The sequence below is a fragment of the Pantoea sp. Morm genome (genome assembly GCF_016643525.1).
GTDB classification, from domain to species: domain Bacteria; phylum Pseudomonadota; class Gammaproteobacteria; order Enterobacterales; family Enterobacteriaceae; genus Pantoea; species Pantoea dispersa.
Genome location: NZ_VOQX01000031.1, coordinates 1 through 16,876, shown reverse-complemented (window position 1 = coordinate 16,876; position 16,876 = coordinate 1). Strand labels below are relative to the sequence as shown.

The 16,876-nt window shown below is 59.3% G+C and carries 16 protein-coding genes and 1 pseudogene; 9 read left to right on the top strand and 8 right to left on the bottom strand.

Annotated elements, in window-relative coordinates; translation table 11 throughout:
• Positions 1 to 11 precede the first annotated feature (11 nt).
• Positions 12 to 335 (bottom strand): hypothetical protein, encoded by a 324-nt coding sequence (locus FT726_RS12750; RefSeq protein WP_058780589.1) that lies wholly within the window; start codon positions 333 to 335, stop codon positions 12 to 14.
• 367 nt (positions 336 to 702) lie between these two features.
• On the opposite strand from FT726_RS12750, the gene rhaT reads away from it, so the two are divergent.
• The gene (gene rhaT, locus FT726_RS12745) at positions 703 to 1,737 is read left to right on the top strand and encodes an L-rhamnose/proton symporter RhaT (protein WP_288422627.1); all 1,035 of its coding nucleotides are present in this window, start codon (positions 703 to 705) and stop codon (positions 1,735 to 1,737) included.
• A gap of 41 nt (positions 1,738 to 1,778) precedes the next feature.
• On the opposite strand, the gene rhaR is transcribed toward rhaT, so the two are convergent.
• Both rhaR and rhaS read right to left on the bottom strand, forming a co-directional pair.
• Positions 1,779 to 2,645: an HTH-type transcriptional activator RhaR gene (gene rhaR, locus FT726_RS12740; protein WP_288422628.1), complete on the bottom strand. Its 867-nt coding sequence runs from the start codon at positions 2,643 to 2,645 to the stop codon at positions 1,779 to 1,781.
• Positions 2,646 to 2,658: 13 nt separating this feature from the next.
• A complete protein-coding gene (gene rhaS, locus FT726_RS12735; protein ID WP_058769862.1) occupies positions 2,659 to 3,480 on the bottom strand; it encodes an HTH-type transcriptional activator RhaS in 822 nt (273 codons plus the stop codon).
• 289 nt (positions 3,481 to 3,769) lie between these two features.
• Between rhaS and rhaB the strand changes: the two genes are divergently transcribed.
• The 4 genes from rhaB to rhaM are packed head-to-tail and all read left to right on the top strand — an operon-like array spanning position 3,770 to position 7,649.
• Positions 3,770 to 5,251 carry a rhamnulokinase gene (gene rhaB, locus FT726_RS12730; protein WP_288422629.1) on the top strand — a complete coding sequence of 494 codons (1,482 nt, stop codon included), beginning with the start codon at positions 3,770 to 3,772 and terminating at the stop codon, positions 5,249 to 5,251.
• On the top strand, positions 5,235 to 6,491 hold the full coding sequence (locus FT726_RS12725) for an L-rhamnose isomerase (protein WP_346302897.1): 1,257 nt from the start codon (positions 5,235 to 5,237) through the stop codon (positions 6,489 to 6,491). Before rhaB ends, FT726_RS12725 begins: the two co-directional genes overlap by 17 nt.
• An 11-nt stretch (positions 6,492 to 6,502) precedes the next feature.
• Complete coding sequence (rhaD, locus tag FT726_RS12720) at positions 6,503 to 7,345, top strand: rhamnulose-1-phosphate aldolase (protein WP_088515799.1); 843 nt, start codon at positions 6,503 to 6,505, stop codon at positions 7,343 to 7,345.
• Positions 7,335 to 7,649, top strand: coding sequence for an L-rhamnose mutarotase (gene rhaM / locus FT726_RS12715; RefSeq protein ID WP_141495452.1), 315 nt, complete (start codon positions 7,335 to 7,337; stop codon positions 7,647 to 7,649). Before rhaD ends, rhaM begins: the two co-directional genes overlap by 11 nt.
• A gap of 52 nt (positions 7,650 to 7,701) precedes the next feature.
• Here rhaM and FT726_RS12710 read toward each other — a convergent pair whose 3' ends face one another.
• From FT726_RS12710 to FT726_RS12700, 3 genes are all read right to left on the bottom strand, one after another.
• Complete coding sequence (locus tag FT726_RS12710; RefSeq protein WP_031279126.1) at positions 7,702 to 8,886, bottom strand: sugar transporter; 1,185 nt, start codon at positions 8,884 to 8,886, stop codon at positions 7,702 to 7,704.
• 325 nt (positions 8,887 to 9,211) lie between these two features.
• On the bottom strand, positions 9,212 to 9,463 hold the full coding sequence (locus tag FT726_RS12705) for a hypothetical protein (RefSeq protein ID WP_288422631.1): 252 nt from the start codon (positions 9,461 to 9,463) through the stop codon (positions 9,212 to 9,214).
• 168 nt (positions 9,464 to 9,631) lie between these two features.
• Positions 9,632 to 10,888 carry an MFS transporter gene (locus tag FT726_RS12700; RefSeq protein ID WP_282995475.1) on the bottom strand — a complete coding sequence of 419 codons (1,257 nt, stop codon included), beginning with the start codon at positions 10,886 to 10,888 and terminating at the stop codon, positions 9,632 to 9,634.
• A gap of 94 nt (positions 10,889 to 10,982) precedes the next feature.
• Here FT726_RS12700 and FT726_RS12695 point away from each other — a divergent pair, with 94 nt between their 5' ends.
• From FT726_RS12695 to FT726_RS12680, 4 genes are all read left to right on the top strand, one after another.
• Positions 10,983 to 11,879, top strand: coding sequence for a LysR family transcriptional regulator (locus tag FT726_RS12695; RefSeq protein ID WP_346302896.1), 897 nt, complete (start codon positions 10,983 to 10,985; stop codon positions 11,877 to 11,879).
• A gap of 135 nt (positions 11,880 to 12,014) precedes the next feature.
• On the top strand, positions 12,015 to 13,232 hold the full coding sequence (locus FT726_RS12690; RefSeq protein WP_058758528.1) for an ROK family transcriptional regulator: 1,218 nt from the start codon (positions 12,015 to 12,017) through the stop codon (positions 13,230 to 13,232).
• A 105-nt stretch (positions 13,233 to 13,337) separates the two neighbouring features.
• Positions 13,338 to 14,039, top strand: coding sequence for a dethiobiotin synthase (gene bioD / locus FT726_RS12685; protein WP_021506076.1), 702 nt, complete (start codon positions 13,338 to 13,340; stop codon positions 14,037 to 14,039).
• A gap of 179 nt (positions 14,040 to 14,218) precedes the next feature.
• Complete coding sequence (locus FT726_RS12680; protein WP_058758529.1) at positions 14,219 to 15,595, top strand: nucleobase:cation symporter-2 family protein; 1,377 nt, start codon at positions 14,219 to 14,221, stop codon at positions 15,593 to 15,595.
• A 51-nt stretch (positions 15,596 to 15,646) separates the two neighbouring features.
• Here FT726_RS12680 and osmV read toward each other — a convergent pair whose 3' ends face one another.
• On the bottom strand, positions 15,647 to 16,783 hold the full coding sequence (gene osmV, locus FT726_RS12675) for an osmoprotectant ABC transporter ATP-binding protein OsmV (RefSeq protein ID WP_021506074.1): 1,137 nt from the start codon (positions 16,781 to 16,783) through the stop codon (positions 15,647 to 15,649).
• Positions 16,783 to 16,876: pseudogene (locus FT726_RS12670) on the bottom strand (ABC transporter permease); the annotation flags it as partial. The pseudogene FT726_RS12670 and the gene osmV, both read right to left, overlap by 1 nt.

Here is a 16,876-nt window from a genome sequence, read left to right as displayed (position 1 = left end):
CATCCTGAGCGTTAGGCGAGCTGGATTAGCGCGCGGTGGGTTTTCATCATACTGAATAGCTGAAATTGTGTCGCGTCATCGACCTGACGCAGATGTTCGCCTTTCTGATACTGAATCTGATGCACATGGCCGAGCTGACGCCACACCACAATGGCTGACGCCAGCAGCGCGCAGTTCTCTTCGCTCTGCACGCAGTCCAGCGTGGCGTAGTGAGTAGTATCTAAGCCATTAATGAACACATTCAGCGCCTCGGGCGGCACGATGGCGCGGATGTCATCCAGCATCACGCGGCTCACCGCCTGCGACAGCACCAGCGTTAACCGTTTGCTCTTCATCTCAATCCCTGGTTCCGATGATTTTTCCCACGTTATACGGATTTAACCCCGTCGGGGGAAGTGATTCGCGCAGCTTTGTGTGAGTGCCATGTTAAGCGGCGCGCTGGCAACAGATGAAAAACTGTGCCGATCAACACAACATAAATCAAAAATATGCCGAATAATAAGCAACTTAAAGAACTCGCCCGGCATAACAGCGGCAAATGCGAATTTGTGATCCTCATGTTGCATACCCCCCCGATTTTGCCAGTCAGCCTGGCTTTACGGCAACTATCCAAAGGCTGAGTCCACGTAGTGCGCCATAGACTGCCACTAATCGGAAACCGCAGGTGTTTCCGTCTGGCCTCAACCTTACGAAGGAATAACAATGAACAGTGCCATTCTTGCAGGTATCTTCTGGCATCTGGTGGGTGCCGCCAGCGCCGCCTGTTTTTATGCTCCGTTTAAACAGGTTAAAAAGTGGTCATGGGAAACCATGTGGTCGGTCGGCGGCGTGATGTCGTGGCTGATTCTGCCCTGGGCAGTCAGTGCCGCGCTGTTACCGAACTTCTGGGCGTACTACAGCAGTTTCAGTTTATCGCAGCTGCTGCCGGTGTTTCTGTTTGGTGCCATGTGGGGCATCGGCAACATTAACTATGGCCTCACCATGCGCTATCTGGGGATGTCGATGGGGATTGGTATCGCCATTGGCATTACGCTGGTGGTGGGGACGCTGATGACGCCGCTGTTGCAGGGCCGATTCGTTGAACTGTTCAGCTCCGCCGGCGGCCGCATGACGCTGCTGGGCGTGCTGGTTGCGCTGCTGGGTGTGGCGATTGTGTCACGCGCCGGGCTGCTAAAGGAGCGGGCGCTGGGGATCAACGCCGAAGATTTCAACCTGAAGAAAGGCCTGGTGCTGGCGGTGCTGTGCGGCATCTTCTCGGCTGGCATGTCGTTTGCCATGGATGCGGCGAAGCCGATGCATGAAGCCGCTGCCAGTCTGGGCATCAATCCGCTGTATGTGGCATTGCCGAGTTACGTGGTGATCATGGGCGGTGGCGCGCTGATCAACCTCGCGTACTGCTTTATCCGCCTGGCGGTGAAGCCGGAGCTTTCGCTGAGCCGTGACTTTTCCGTGGCAAAACCGCTGCTGATCGCCAACATTGCTTTCGCCGTGCTGGGGGGAACCATGTGGTATCTGCAGTTCTTCTTCTATGCCTGGGGCCACGCAAAAATTCCTCCGCAGTACGACTTCGTAAGCTGGATGCTGCACATGAGCCTGTATGTGCTGTGCGGCGGCCTGGTGGGACTGGTGCTGAAGGAGTGGAAATCGGTGGGGCGTCGACCGGTGAGCGTGTTGTCGATTGGCTGCGTGGTGATCATTATCGCGGCAAACATTGTCGGTCTCGGTATGGCCGCCTGACCGCGCTTAACATCACACCGCCTGACGCGTCTCTGCGCGCGTCAGGCTTTTTCTTTGTCTGCCATCGGTTCGCGCGGCGACAAAAAACGCTGACGCCACGCGCTGGGTGTTAACCCGGTTTCGCGCGTAAACACCACGGAAAAGTAGTTGCTGTCATCAAACCCGCAGCGCGCCGCCACTTCGCTAATCAGACATGCCTGCGTGCGCAACAGATATTTTGCCTGACACAGCTGCAGCTGACGCAGGTAGTGGCCGATGGTCATGCCGGTTTGCTGACGGAACAGCTGTTTCAGCGACCGTTCGCTGAGCTGATTTTGCTGGCAGAAATGGGACAGATCGAAGGGGCGGCTGATATCGCCGAGCAGCGCCGACATCAGCAGATCGAGCTGTTCGCCCTCCGGAAGCACCCATGGGCGATCGGCGGCGTAGCCGTGACGGCGCAATATCAGTGCCAGCTGCAAAAACAGTGCTTCCGACAGCTGAATCGATAGCGAATCGCTTTTGCGACTTTCGCGCTCCAGCTGGCTGATGACGCCGCGCGCCAGCGCCATGCCGCGCGTGGTCAGACGCCAGCTGGCGGGTGTATCTTCATCCTGTGGCGGCAGCAGCTGCTGCCAGTCGAGCGCCAGGCTGAAGCGATCGCGGCAGTAGAGAATATTGTCGAGCGCCAGATCGTTGACGCTATCAAAGCTGTGGCAATCACTGTCACGAATGTAAAACACATCGCCGCAGGTGATCAGCCACGGCCGATCGTTGAGGATATGCAGGCCATTACCGCGCCAGACAATCACAATCTCGCTGAACTCATGCCGGTGCGGTGGGAAAGAGGGCTGCGGCATGCGTTCTGCCACGGCAATAGGCAAATTGCTGGCCGGGAAGTAATCCTCGCGCGTCAGTAACAGCGGCATGTCAGCCCTCCGGTTACCCCATCTGCTGGCGCGCCATGCGTGGCGCGCAGCCAAATTCCCGCCGGAACAGGGTGGAGAAGTGATTACTGTCACCAAACCCACACTGATAGGCGATGTCCGTGATGCGCATCTCGCTGTGGCGCAACAGGTGCCGCGCCTGCAATAAACGCAGCCGATTGAGATAGCGCTGCGGCGTGCTGCCGGTCTGCTGCTTCATCTGGCGATGCAGGGTACGCAGCGACAAACAGAAGCGATCGGCCAGCGCTTCCCACGCAATCTCCTCACTGTAGTGCGCATTCAGCCAGTCCAGCAAGCGGTGCAGGCGGGCATCCTGGTCCTGCGCCTGATCGTTGTGCGCCGCCTCGCGCAGCAGCACCAGCAGCTGCAAAAAGTGCTGTTCCTGCTGCGCCTGACGTTCCAGCGACCAGCTGGCCGGCTGCTTCATCTGCGTCACCAGCTGCAGCGCCTGCGCCATCACTTTATGGTTAATTCGCCAGTGTGAAACATACTGGCCGTCCTGTTCGCGCGGCAGCAGCGCCTGCAGGCCGGACAGGAAGCGGAACGCCGCCGGACTGCGATACAGCACATTCGTCAGGCACAGATTGTCGGTTTGCTCGTACAGATGGCGATCGTGATCGCGCACAAAACAGACGCAGCCGGCGCTGAGTGCCTGCGGCTGACCATTAAATACGTGGATGCCCGAGCCCTGTTCCACCAGCACAATTTCATGAAAATCATGGTGATGCTCCGGAAACGCCGACTGCGGCACACGTGGCTCAATGGCTATCGTGTAATCGCCGGCCGGAAAGAAATCAGCACTGTGTAATACCGTCATCATGCGCCCTCAGTTAACAAAACCGTAACCGAGTCTACGCAGCCGCCTGCCACCTTACCTTGAATTTTGCACCGGGCAGCGCATGAAAATCGCCAATTATTCAAGATCGCCTAAGTGATTGATGGAATTGCGGCAAGGCTCACAACTCTGCCGTTATGCGGTTCTGTGAGCTCACTCACGAACACCTTTGCAAACCTGCCAGCGGTGATGACCCGCTGGCACTCGCGGGAAGGTGTCTGCGGCGCAGGATTTCTACTCTGTCGCCATGTCTTCACAGGGAGTACTCGCCATGAGTCTGCGTAATATTGTTGCCATCGATTTAGGCGCATCCAGTGGCCGCGTCATGCTGGCCAGCTGGCAGGCTGACCGTCAGCAGCTCAGCCTGCGCGAAGTGCGGCGTTTCGCCAACCCGCGCGTGCAGCGCGGCGATTATGACTGCTGGGATTTGGACCGGCTGGAACAGGAGATTCGCGCCGGGCTGCAGCAGCTGGATGAGGAGGGCATTGTGCCGGACAGCCTCGGCATTGATACCTGGGGCGTGGATCTGGTGCTGCTGGACGCGCACGGCGAGCGGGTGGGCGAAGCGGTCAGCTACCGTGATAAACGCACCGACGGCCTGATGGCCCAGGCGATGCGTGAACTCGGGAAACCGGCGCTTTATCAGCGCACCGGCATTCAGTTTCTGCCGTTCAACACGCTGTATCAGCTGCGCGCGCTGCATCTGCAGCAGCCGGACTGGCAGGCGCAGGTGAAGCACGCGCTGATGATTCCGGATTATCTGCACTATCGCCTGACCGGTGAACTCAACTGGGAATACACCAACGCCACCACCACCCAACTGCTCAACATTCACAGCGGCGAATGGGATCGCGAGCTGCTGGCCTGGGCGGGCGCCGACGCCAGCTGGTTCGGCACGCCGCGTGCGCCGGGCAATACCGTCGGTTACTGGCGCAACGCCAGCGGCCAGCGCATTCCGGTGATCGCCGTCGCCACCCATGATACCGCCAGCGCGGTGCTGGCCACGCCGCTGGAGCAGGACGATGCTGCCTATCTCAGCTCCGGCACCTGGTCGCTGATCGGCATCGAAAGCCTGCAGCCCTGCGTCAGCGAGGCGGCGCTGCAGGCTAATCTGACCAATGAGGGCGGTGCGGAAGGCTATCGGGTGCTGAAAAACATCATGGGCCTGTGGCTGTTGCAGCGGGTGTGCAGCGAACTGCACATCAGCGATCTCACTGCGCTGATTGCCGACGCCGCGCGGGAACCGGCCTGCCGCGCCCTGATTCACCCTAATCATCACCGCTTCATTAATCCGGCCAGTATGGTGCAGGAGATCCAGAACGCCTGCGCCGAACAGGCGATGCCCGTGCCGCACAGCCCGGCGGCGCTGGCGCGCACCATCTTTGACAGCCTGGCGCTGCTCTATTCGCAGACGCTGCAGGAGCTTAGCGACCTGCGCGGCGCTGCGCTGCGTCAGTTACATATCGTCGGTGGCGGTTGCCAGAATCCGCTACTTAACCAGCTGTGCGCCGATGCCTGCCAGCTGCCGGTGTTTGCCGGTCCGGTGGAAGCCTCGACGCTTGGCAACATCGGCTGCCAGCTGATCGCGCTGGGTGAGTTGCGCGACGTGGCCGATTTACGCCGCTGCATTCGCCACAATTTCCCGTTAGAAAAATTTATCCCGCTGAATCACAGCGTCTTTGCGGCCCATCAGGCTCGCTTTGCGGCGCTGAGCCTACCTGCTAAGGAACTTGCATATGACAAAGCTGATTGAACAGGCCTTTGAACTGGCCAGACAACGCTACGCCGCCATTGGGGTGGATGTGGAACAGGTGATGGCACAACTGGATACCATTCCGGTGTCGATGCACTGCTGGCAGGGCGACGATGTACGTGGGTTTGAGAATCCGCAGGGGGCGCTCACCGGCGGCATTCAGGCGACCGGCAACTATCCGGGGCGGGCGCGCAACGCGGTTGAACTGCGTGCCGATCTCGACAAAGCGATGTCGCTGATTCCCGGCGCCAAACGCCTCAACCTGCATGCCATCTACCTCGAGAGCGACCGCCCGGTGGAACGTGATGCGATTGAACCGCAGCACTTCAGCAACTGGCTGGAGTGGGCGAAAAGCAAAAAGCTGGGGCTGGATTTTAACCCAACCTGTTTTTCTCATGCGCTCAGCGCAGACGGGTTTACGCTGTCGCATGCCGATCCGGGCATTCGCCAGTTCTGGATCGACCACTGCACCGCCAGCCGCCGTATTTCCGCCTGGTTTGGCGAGCAGCTGGGCACGCCGTCAGTCATGAATATCTGGGTGCCGGACGGCATGAAAGATCTCACCGTCGATCGCCTCACGCCGCGCCAGCGTCTCGCCAGCGCGCTGGATGAGATCATCCGCGAACCGCTGAATCCGCAGCACCACATTGATGCAGTGGAAAGCAAACTGTTTGGCATTGGCGCGGAGAGTTACACCGTGGGTTCCAGTGAGTTCTGCCTCGGTTACGCCACCAGCCGCCAGACCGCGCTGACGCTGGATGCCGGCCACTTCCATCCTACCGAAGTGATCTCCGACAAAATCTCCAGCGCCATGCTGTTTGTGCCGCGCCTGCTGTTGCACGTCAGCCGTCCGGTCCGCTGGGACAGCGATCACGTGGTGCTGCTGGATGATGAAACCCAGGCGATTGCCAGTGAGATCGCCCGTCAAAAGTTGTTCGACAGGGTGCACATCGGTCTCGACTTCTTCGATGCCTCGATCAACCGCATTGCCGCCTGGGTGATCGGCACGCGCAATACCCAAAAAGCCCTGTTGCGGGCGCTGCTGGAGCCGGGCGAACAGCTGCGTCAGCGGGAGCGTGATGGGGATTTCACCGCCCGGCTGGCGCTGCTTGAAGAGCAAAAGTCGCTGCCGTGGCAGGCGGTATGGGAAGCGTGGTGCCTGCGCCACGATGTGCCAGCCGATGCCAGATGGCTGAGCGAAGTCCGTCACTACGAACAACACGTGCTGCGTCAACGTTAAGGAATCGATTCATGCAAACAATTCTCTCCGCGTGGTTTGTGCGCGACATGGTTAAAGCCACCAGTGACATGTGGCTGAAAGGCTGGGATGAACGTAACGGCGGCAACGTCAGTCTGCGTCTGTTGCCGGAAGAGGTCAGCGCGTATGCCAGCGATTTTTATCCGGCACCGCGCTGTATTGAGCTGAGCAAGCCGGCGCCCGCGCTGGCCAACGACTGGTTCCTGGTGACCGGCTCCGGTAAGTTCTTTCGCAACGTGCAGCTCGATCCGGCAGACAGTCTGGTGCTGCTGCAGGTGGATGACAAAGGGCTGTCGTACAAAATTCACTGGGGGCTCAGCAACGGAGGGCTGCCAACGTCCGAGCTGGCGGCGCACTTTCAGTCACACAGCGTACGCAAGGCACTGAGCCACGGCGCGGACCGGGTGATTATGCACTGTCACGCCACCCACTTCATGGCGCTCAGCTATGTGGTGGATCTGGATGCGGCGCGCTTTACCCGCCTGCTGTGGGAGGGCAGCACCGAGTGCCTGGTGGTGTTCCCCGATGGCGTAGGCATTTTGCCCTGGATGGTACCGGGTACCGATGGCATTGGTCAGGCGACGGCAGAAGCGATGGCCAGCCATAGCCTGGTGATGTGGCCTTTCCACGGAATCTTTGGCGCCGGACCGACGCTCGACGAAACCTTTGGTCTGATTGATACCGCTGAGAAGTCATCGCAGGTGGTGGTCATGGCGCTGTCGATGGGCGGCATTCGTCAGAGCATCACCACTGAACAGCTGATTGCGCTGGGCGAGCGCTTTAACGTGAAGCCGTGGCCGGCGGCGCTGCAGGCGGAGCGCAGTGATGTTGCGTAAAGCGTTCGTCATGCAAGTCTATGCGCACTGCCATGCAGAGTATCAGCGCCGTCACACGCCAATCTGGCCGGAGCTGGAACGGACGCTGAAAGCGCATGGCGCGCACAACTACGCGATCTGGCTGGATGCTGAACGCAACCTGCTGTTTGCCAGCGTCGAGGTTGAATCCGAAGCGCGCTGGCAGGCCGTGGCGCAAACTGAGGTGTGTCAGCGCTGGTGGGCGTCGATGCGTGATCTGATGCCATCAAATCCCGACAACAGCCCGGTGAGCAAAACACTGCAGCCGATGTTTTTCCTGCCTTAGCCGGCCATGTCAGCAGCGGTGCCGCCAGGGGCGCCGCTGCCTGTGAAACGCACTAGCCGTTGGAGCGCAGTTGCGGATAACGGCGGAAAATGGCGATGCACCAGAACAGTCCCGCCAGGCCAATGATTGCGCCCACGTTGCCCACGTCTGCCATCTGCAGATGCAGACTGACCTGGTTACCGAGTAGCGCGCCTGCGCCAATACCGATGTTATAAATACCGGAAAACAGCGACATGGCGACGTCGGTGGCGTCCGGTGCCAGCGATAGCACGCGCACCTGCATCGCCAGGCCGATCATCATCATTGCCATGCCCCAGATAATACACAGCACGGTAATCGCTGCCGGGCGTACCGCAGCAAACACCAGCAGACCCATACACAGGGTAATCAGCGCAATGGCGGCGATCAGCAGCGCGGACGGGAATTTATTGCCCAGCGTGCTGAACAGAATGCTGCCCAGAATGCCGGCTGAGCCGAACAGCAGAAGTAACAGGGTGGTGAAGTTCTCATCGGCGCTGGCCACTACCTGCATAAACGGCTCGATATAGCTGTAAGCGGTGTAGTGCGCGGTCACCACGACGGTGACCAGAATGTACATCGCCACCAGCGCCGGGCGGCGAAACAGCATCGGCACGCTGCTGAGTGAACCGGTGTGCTCACTCGGCAGGCGCGGCAGTATCCGCACCAGCATAATCAGCAGTACCAGTGCTGACAGGCCGATCATACCAAAGGTGGTACGCCAGCCCAGATACTGACCCACAATACGACCAATCGGCACGCCCAGCACCATCGCCAGCGCCGTGCCCGTGGCCAGCATACTCAACGCCTGGGTTTTCTTGCCGGCCGGCGCAACGCGAATCGCCAGCGAGGCGGTGATCGACCAGAACACCGCGTGCGCCAGCGCAATACCAATGCGCGACAGCACCAGCGATGTGAAATCCCACGCTACGGCCGATAACAGGTGGCTGGCAACAAACAGAATAAACAGGATGGCCAGCAGCAGGCGGCGCTCGACGTTGCGCGTCAGCAGCATTAACGGCAGCGATAACAGCGCCACGACCCAGGCATAGATGGTGAGCATGATACCGACATCAGCGGTTTTCATTGCAAAGCTGCTGGCGATGTCCGACAGCAGGCCAACCGGCACAAATTCGGTGGTATTGAAGACAAAAGCAGCGATAGCCAGCAGCACTACGCGCAGCCAGGCTGTTTTACGGGAAACGGTTGTTGATTGCATTGAATTCAAATCGGCTACACGACGAGTGAGGGGGCAGGAACGCACCCGGTAAAGTGACCTCGATCACAAATTTCCGCTATTGTGGAGCATTAGTCAGCCGATGAAAACCGTTAACCCGGGTTTTATCACTGAATATTTCTTATCGCGCTGAGCGTGGTAAATAGCCTGCGGTTATGGGGAGCTGCTGCGCCTGCGTGCTGCCGGCCCGCGAGTCTGCCGTACCAGCACAGGCTAAGTCAGGTGTTTCTGTAATAGAAAAATCGCTTAGCCGTGCTGAGTGCGGGTACCGTGTAGACGGGTGCGGTTCAGACCAGGATTATCAGAGTCACGCCATATGCTTTAGTGCCACGCTAAAGTTGTGGGTCGGACTTTTTTTTACGCCCACCGGGCAGCAGTGTTCGCAGCCCAACGCAGTGGCGTAAAATTTACGCGCCTGCTGGATTGCAGCCCCGGGCGTGTAAAAAGTCCCGAGAAAACGACGACCGCCGTCGGATGGCAGGAACGGACAGCCCTTCGCATGCACCACATGATTGTCGTTATAACCGGCATGCTTATCGACATAATAGTAAAGCTCCATCTGACTACCTCATTGCTGTGTAAAAAATAAGTCTATGTATTATTGGAATAGAACGAATTATAGCGATGAATTGCTATTTTGTTTTAAGTGGTACGGCGCGAATGCCTGATAATTCGAATCCAGCGGAGCAGGCGGGACGCTGAGGTCCCGCGCTAACGATGAAGGGTATTACAGTTTGCGGCCCTGTAAACGCAGGCCAACCAGCAGTGCCAGCACCAGCAGGGCGCTGATAAACAGGGTCACGCCCGGCCAGCCGTAGCGGTGCCAGAATACGCCGCCGAGGGTGCCGGCCACGCTGGAGCCCACATAGTAGCTGAACAGATAAAGTGATGATGCCTGGCCTTTCGCCCTGCGCGCGCGCGGTCCAATCCAGCCGCTGGCCACCGAATGGGCGGCAAAGAAGCCGGCAGTGAACAGCATCATGCCCGGCAGAATCAGCCACAGCGAATTATAGGCGGTCAGCAGCAGACCGGCCAGCATGATCGCCGTGGCGCCCGTCATCACCGGACCGCGACCAAAGCGGCTGGTCATCGCGCCAGCTTTCGGCGAACTCCACGAACCGGTGAGATACACCACAGACAGCAGCCCGACCACCGCCTGGCTCAGTGACCAAGGCGCGCTCAGTAAACGGTAGCCGATGTAGTTAAACAGCGTGACAAACGCGCCCATCAGCAGAAAGCCTTCGGCAAACAGCAGCGGCAATCCTTTGTCGCGCCAGTGCAGGCGGAAGTTGATCAGCAGACTGCGTGGCCGCAGCGAGGCAGGGCGAAAATGGCGCGACGCGGGCAGAATTTTCCAGAACATCAGCGCGCCAGCCAGCGCGCAGCAGCCAATGACGCCAATGGCAATACGCCACGAGAAAAAGTCGGTCAGCACACCGGAGAGTAAACGACCGCTCATGCCGCCAATCGAGTTACCGCTGATGTACAGCCCCATGGAGAAGGCGATGACCCGCGGATGCATCTCTTCGCTCAGGTAAGTCATGCCCACCGCCGCGACGCCACTGAGCGACAGACCGGTCAGCGCGCGCATCAGCAGAATCCCCTGCCAGCTGCTCATGGTGGCGGAGATCAGCGTACAAATCGCCGCCAGCATCAGCGCGGTCACCATCACCGATTTACGCCCAATCGCATCTGACAGCGGGCCGGTGAACAGCAGGCCCAGCGCCATCAGCCCGGTGGAGAGCGACAGCGAAATACTGCTTTCGGCAGGCGTCACGCCAAACTGCTGTGACAGCACCGGCAGAATCGGTTGTACGCAATAGAGCAGGGCGAAAGTGGCAAGACCGGCAGAGAACAGCGCCAGCGTCACGCGCATAAACTGCGGCGATCCACGTTCAATCCATTCAGTAGCGGTATCGGCGGTAACAGGCTTCGTGGACAAGCTGTCCTCATCAAGCGTCACAGCCTGGGAAGAGCGACTCACAGTACATCCTCAATTCAGCAAATGTCTGAATACTGTAGGAAAGGCTAAATAGGTTGTACAATATATTAATAATCTCAAATGAGACGTTTAAGATATGATGATTGAGCTGCGCCATCTGCGCTACTTTATTGCCGTTGCGGAAGAGCTGCACTTTGGCCGCGCAGCGCAGCGGCTGCACATTTCTCAGCCGCCGCTCAGTCAGCAGATTCTGCAACTGGAACAGGCACTGGACGCGCAGCTGCTGACCCGCACTAATCGCAGCGTACAGCTCACGCCGGCCGGCCAGTCGTTTTTACAGGATGCGCGCGCGGTTTTATTGCAGGTGGAACAGGCGACCGGGCGCGCGGCGCGCATTCATCACGGTCAGCAGGGAGAGCTGCGCATCGGCTTTACCTCCTCGGCGCCGTTTACCGGACTGGTGTCGGATGCGCTGTATCACTATCGGCAGCGCTGGCCGGACGTGCATATTCAGATGCAGGAGTACAACACGCGGCAGCAGCTGGCGCCGCTGCACGAAGGGCGACTCGACCTGGGCGTCATGCGCAATACGCCGCTGCCGGAGGATCTTCAGCACCGCCTGTTGCTGCGTGAACCGCTGTGCGCGGTGGTGCACCACGCGCATCCGCTGGCACAGGCCACGTCAATTAGCATCCGGGCGTTAGCCAGCGAACCTTTTGTTTTCTTTGATGCGCAGGGCGGCACGGCCCTGTACGGTGAAATTCTGGCGCTGCTGCATCGCTACCAAATCAAACCTTACATTACCCAGGAAGTGGGTGAAGCCATGACGATACTCGGCCTGGTGGCAACCGGCCTTGGCGTGTCGATTTTACCCGCCTCGTTTGCCCGCGCGCGACTGGCGGAAGTCGCCTGGATTCCGCTACAGGAAAGCGATGCCATTTCTGAGGTGTGGCTGGTGTGGTCAGCGCTGCGCCAGCCGAGTGCGCAGATGAGCAATATGATGGCGCTGCTGCTGCACCATGCCGAGGATTGAACCCACGGGTACAGAAAACCGCGTTCTTTGTGTGCGATAAATCACATTTCTAATCAAATATTTGACGCTGCGCGCCAATCTGCATCACCATAGCTGCTGTTTATTTAGAAGCGCGAAAATATCCGGGAGCAGGGCGTGAATCTGGACAGTCAGCCTGGCCATATTGACCAAATAAAACAGACCAATGCCGGTGCAGTGTATCGTCTGATTGACCATTACGGTCCGATTTCGCGGATTGAGCTGTCGAAACGTGCCCAGCTGGCCCCGGCCAGCATCACCAAAATTGTGCGCGAAATGCTGGATGCGCATCTGGTGCAGGAGACCGAGTTTCAGGAGCCAGGCAGTCGCGGACGGCCGGCGATAGGGCTGATCCTCGATACCCTGGCCTGGCACTATCTGGCTGTTCGCCTCCAGCCGGGGTTCATTACCCTGACGCTGCGCGATCTCAGCAGCCGCGCGCTACAGGAAGATCGCCTGCCGCTGCCTGCCAGCGCCGACACGCCGCTACTGCAGACGCTGCAGGAGCTGGTCAACGCCTTTTTCATTCGCCATCAGCAAAAACTTGAGCGTCTGACCGCTATCGCCATTACCCTGCCGGGACTGATCAACGCCGCCTCCGGCGTGGTGCACCGTATGCCGGGCTATGAGGTACAGGATATGCCGCTGGGCGAAACCCTGGCGCAGCGCACCGGGCTGCCGGTATTCGTCCAGCACGATATCTCCGCATGGACGCTGGCAGAGGCGCTGTTTGGTGCCTCACGGGGTGCGCAGGACGTGATTCAGATTGTTATTGACGAAACGGTGGGCGCCGGGGTGATCAGCGGTGGCCAGCTGTTGCACAAAAGCGGACGCGCGCTGGTGGAGATTGGTCATACGCAGATCGATCCTTACGGCCAGCAGTGTTACTGCGGCAACCATGGCTGTCTGGAAACGGTGGCCAGCACCGGCAGCCTGCTGCAGCTGGCGGCACAGCGTTTATCGTCGCAGCCGGACAGCCAGCTGCACCAGCAGCCGCTGACGCTGGCCTCGCTGTGTGCCGCTGCGCAGCAGGGCGACCGGCTGGCGCGGGACGTTATTGCTGGCGTCGGTCATCATATCGGGCGCATGCTGGCGATGATGGTCAACATCTTTAATCCTCAACAAATTCTTATCGGTTCACCGCTTAACCAGGCGGCGGACGTGCTGTTCCCGGCGGTCAGCAGCACCATTCGCCAGCAGGCCCTGCCGGCGTACAGTCACGCTATCCAGCTAACCCCTGCGGCCTTCAACGATCCCGGCACGCTGGGCGGCGCGGCGCTGATCAAAGACGCGCTCTATAGCGGCCATTTACTGATAAAACTGTTGCAGGGCTAACGCCAGCCCGCCTTAAGTTTGCGCTAACGCAAGCTCTCGCCTGGGACAAATCCTTAAACTGCCTCCTTTGCAGGTTACACATCGCTTTAATGAAGGAGGAGAAAGGTGAAAACGATTTTTGTCACCGGTACCGACACCGCGGTGGGTAAGACCGTGGTTTCCCGCGCACTGTTACAGTGCTTTGCCAAAGCGAATCTGTGTGCCGCTGGCTACAAGCCGGTTGCCAAAAGCGCGCAGCACACGCCGGAAGGGCTCCGTAATAAAGATGCCGTACTGCTGCAGCAGGCATCCGGTCTGACGCTGAACTACAGCGACGTCAATCCCGTGACGCTGGAAGAGGATGAAATCAGCACCAGCCCGGCGCAGCGCATCGATTATCCGTTACTCAATCGCGGGCTGGCTGGCTTACAGGATCGCGCTGCACGTGTGGTGGTGGAAGGCACGGGCGGCTGGCGCAGCCTGATGAACGACTTACGGCCCTTGTCGCAGTGGGTGCAGCAGGCGCAACTGCCGGTGGTGCTGGTGGTGGGCATTAAAGAGGGTTGCATTAGCCACGCTTTACTGACCGCCGAAGCGATTGCCGCCGATGGTCTGACGCTGGCGGGCTGGGTCGCCAATCGTATTAATCCAGGTCTGGCGCACTATGCTGAAATCATTGATGTTCTGCGCGATAAGCTGAACGCGCCGCTGTTGGGCGAATTGCCTTATCTGCCGCGCGCCGAACAGCGTGATTTGAGTGGTTATCTGGATATTACGTTACTCGGAGGTGATGCGCTGCACAGCGAGAGTGCAAAGCCCGCCGCCTGATGAAACAAAATGCGGCATATCGCACGCAGCTGAATCCGGAGTTTCAGGGGCGGCTGCTTTTTTTTATGCCGTAAACCTTTTTATATTCAATCATCTGTCCTGAATTTTCCCTGTCCGCTGTCGCCCTGGCGCGTTTCATGCATCAGGCAAACTGATAAATCGTTTGCCGGAGCCCTGCTATGTCGCACCCAGAAGAAGAGAAAGGTTTGTTGTACGGGCTGGATGCCCGCATCGGTCCTGCACCGGCGTTCTTTGCCGCCCTGCAGCACGTGCTGGCCAGCGTGGTCGGTATCATCACGCCGCCGCTGATTATCGGTTCCGTGCTGGGGTTACAGGCCTGGATCCCGTATCTCATCAGCATGTCGCTGCTGGTTTCCGGACTCGGCACCTTTCTGCAGGCGCGCCGTTTCTGCGGCATTGGCGCAGGCATGATCTGTCTGCAGGGCACCAGCTTCGCCTTTCTCGGCGTCATTCTCTCGGCGGGGATGACGGTGAAAGCGCAGGGCGGTTCACCGCAGGCGATCCTCGCCATGATTTTTGGCTGCAACCTGGTGGCGGCGCTGATCCCGATGCTGATTAGCCGCTGCATCACACCACTGCGTAAAGTACTGACCCCGGTGGTGACCGGTACGGTGATCACCCTGATTGGTATCAGCCTGATAAAAGTCAGTATTACCGACTGGGCGGGCGGGCATAACGCCCGCGATTTTGGTGCGCCGGGTAATCTGGCGTTGGGGGCGCTGACCCTGCTGGTGATTATCGTGCTTAACCGTTCCCACTCGCGCTGGGCGCGGCTGGTGGCGGTGGTCGCCGGCATTGGTGCGGGCTGCATCGCGGCGGCGCTGAGCGGTCATCTGCCGCTGAAGCCGATGGCGGAGACGCACTGGCTGGTGCTGCCTTCGCTACTGCATTTTGGCTTTGATTTTAGCTGGACGCTGTTTGTGCCGATTGCGCTGGTCTCGGTGATCTGCGTGATTGAGGCGGTGGGCGATCTGACCGCCAACTGTCTGATTTCACGCCAGCCGCTGGAAGGCGACGGGTTTCAGCGCCGGCTGCAGGGCGGGATTCTGGCCGATGGCCTCAGCTGTCTGCTGGCGGCATTGTTCTCGGCATTTCCCAATACCACCTTTGCGCAGAACAACGGGGTGATTCAGATGACCGGCGTCGCCAGTCGCTACGTGGGGATGGTGATTGGCCTGATGCTGGTGCTGCTGGGCATCTTCCCGCTGGTCGGCAACCTGCTACAGCAGATTCCGCCGCCGGTGCTGGGCGGGGCAACGCTGGTAATGTTTGGCAGCGTGGTCGCCGCCGGTATTCGCGTGATGACGCAGGCCCCGCTGGGGCGGCGTGAGATGCTGATTGTGGCGGTGTCGTTTGGCATCGGCCTCGGGGTGGAAGCGGTTCCGGACGTGCTGAAACAGTTCCCGCCGCTGGTCAGCAACCTGTTTGGTCATGCAGTCACCACCGGTGGAATTCTCGCTATGCTGCTGAACGTGGTGCTGCCGAATGAAGCTAAAACGGTTGCGGCGGTCGGCGCGGTCGAAGAGAGCAACTGACGCACAGTTTACCTTCAGAATCGCGCCCTCCGTGGCGCGGTTCGGTCGGGGTTACGGGTTGAGACGACGGCGCGTGCGGCCGGAGCTGAGGTAATCCGCGATGTAATCCTGCGAAATTTCGCCGCTGTAGCGACCTTCCTCATCGACAATCGGCATCCATACCGTGTTGTGTTCATACAGCTTCGACAGCACCACGCGCAGGTTCTCCTCCGCTTTGCCGGTGACCTTAAAGGTGTGCAGCATCTCCTCGCAGCGGCCGGTGGCGCCGCGCGCTTCACGACGTTTGACAAAGCCCAGCGGTTTGCCATCTTCGTCGACTACCGTGACCGAACGCATGTCGTTGTCGTCCATGGTTGCGAACGCCTCCTGCAGCGGGGTACTGCGCTGCACGGTGATGGTCGGCTGCTGATCGGTGACGTCGCCGGCCTGCACCAGCAGCAGACGTTTCAGCGTACGGTCCTGACCGACGAACGAGCCGACAAATTCGTTGGCCGGCTGCGCCAGCAGTTCGTCCGGGCTGGCGCACTGCACGATTTTGCCCTGGCCAAACACCGCGATGCGGTCACCGAGCTTCAGCGCCTCGTCAATGTCGTGGCTCACCAGCATCACGGTTTTCTTCAGCTGGCGCTGCATATCGAGGAACTCGTTCTGAATCACCTCGCGGTTGATCGGGTCGACGGCACCGAACGGTTCATCCATCAGCAGTACCGGTGGATCCGCCGCCAGCGCGCGGATCACGCCGATGCGCTGCTGCTGGCCGCCCGACATCTCACGCGGGTAGCGATGCAGAAACTTCGTCGGGTCAAGCGCCACCATGCTCATCAGCTCCGTCGCCCGTTCCCGACAGCGTTTTTTGTCCCAGCCCAGCATGCGCGGCACCACGGTAATGTTCTCTTCAATGGTCATGTTCGGGAACAGACCAATCTGCTGAATCACATAGCCGATGTTACGGCGCAGCGTGACGGTATCCTGGCCGCTGGTGTCTTCGCCATTAATTAAAATCCGCCCGCTGCTGGCGGGGATCAGACGGTTAATCATCTTCAGCGTGGTGGTTTTGCCGCAGCCGGACGGGCCCAGCAGCACACACATCTCCCCGGCAGGCACTTCCAGGCTGACGTTATCGACGGCATTGAATGTGGTGCCGTTTTTTTGCGTAAAGGTTTTCGTCAGGTTTTCCAGTTTTATCATTATCGAATCCCCTTAGGAGTCAGCGCCGACTGCAGACGGTGCAGCAGCCAGTCAAGAATAATCGCCAGTAAACAGATCATCAGTGCGCCGGCA

Excerpts from the sequence above, each read along its gene's own strand:
- FT726_RS12750 (WP_058780589.1), bottom strand. The coding sequence starts at position 335 with ATGAAGAGCAAACGGTTAACGCTGGTGCTGTCGCAGGCGGTGAGCCGC.
- rhaT (WP_288422627.1), top strand. The coding sequence starts at position 703 with ATGAACAGTGCCATTCTTGCAGGTATCTTCTGGCATCTGGTGGGTGCC.
- rhaR (WP_288422628.1), bottom strand. The coding sequence starts at position 2,645 with ATGCCGCTGTTACTGACGCGCGAGGATTACTTCCCGGCCAGCAATTTG.
- rhaS (WP_058769862.1), bottom strand. The coding sequence starts at position 3,480 with ATGACGGTATTACACAGTGCTGATTTCTTTCCGGCCGGCGATTACACG.
- rhaB (WP_288422629.1), top strand. The coding sequence starts at position 3,770 with ATGAGTCTGCGTAATATTGTTGCCATCGATTTAGGCGCATCCAGTGGC.
- FT726_RS12725 (WP_346302897.1), top strand. The coding sequence starts at position 5,235 with ATGACAAAGCTGATTGAACAGGCCTTTGAACTGGCCAGACAACGCTAC.
- rhaD (WP_088515799.1), top strand. The coding sequence starts at position 6,503 with ATGCAAACAATTCTCTCCGCGTGGTTTGTGCGCGACATGGTTAAAGCC.
- rhaM (WP_141495452.1), top strand. The coding sequence starts at position 7,335 with ATGTTGCGTAAAGCGTTCGTCATGCAAGTCTATGCGCACTGCCATGCA.
- FT726_RS12710 (WP_031279126.1), bottom strand. The coding sequence starts at position 8,886 with ATGCAATCAACAACCGTTTCCCGTAAAACAGCCTGGCTGCGCGTAGTG.
- FT726_RS12705 (WP_288422631.1), bottom strand. The coding sequence starts at position 9,463 with ATGGAGCTTTACTATTATGTCGATAAGCATGCCGGTTATAACGACAAT.
- FT726_RS12695 (WP_346302896.1), top strand. The coding sequence starts at position 10,983 with ATGATGATTGAGCTGCGCCATCTGCGCTACTTTATTGCCGTTGCGGAA.
- FT726_RS12680 (WP_058758529.1), top strand. The coding sequence starts at position 14,219 with ATGTCGCACCCAGAAGAAGAGAAAGGTTTGTTGTACGGGCTGGATGCC.
- osmV (WP_021506074.1), bottom strand. The coding sequence starts at position 16,783 with ATGATAAAACTGGAAAACCTGACGAAAACCTTTACGCAAAAAAACGGC.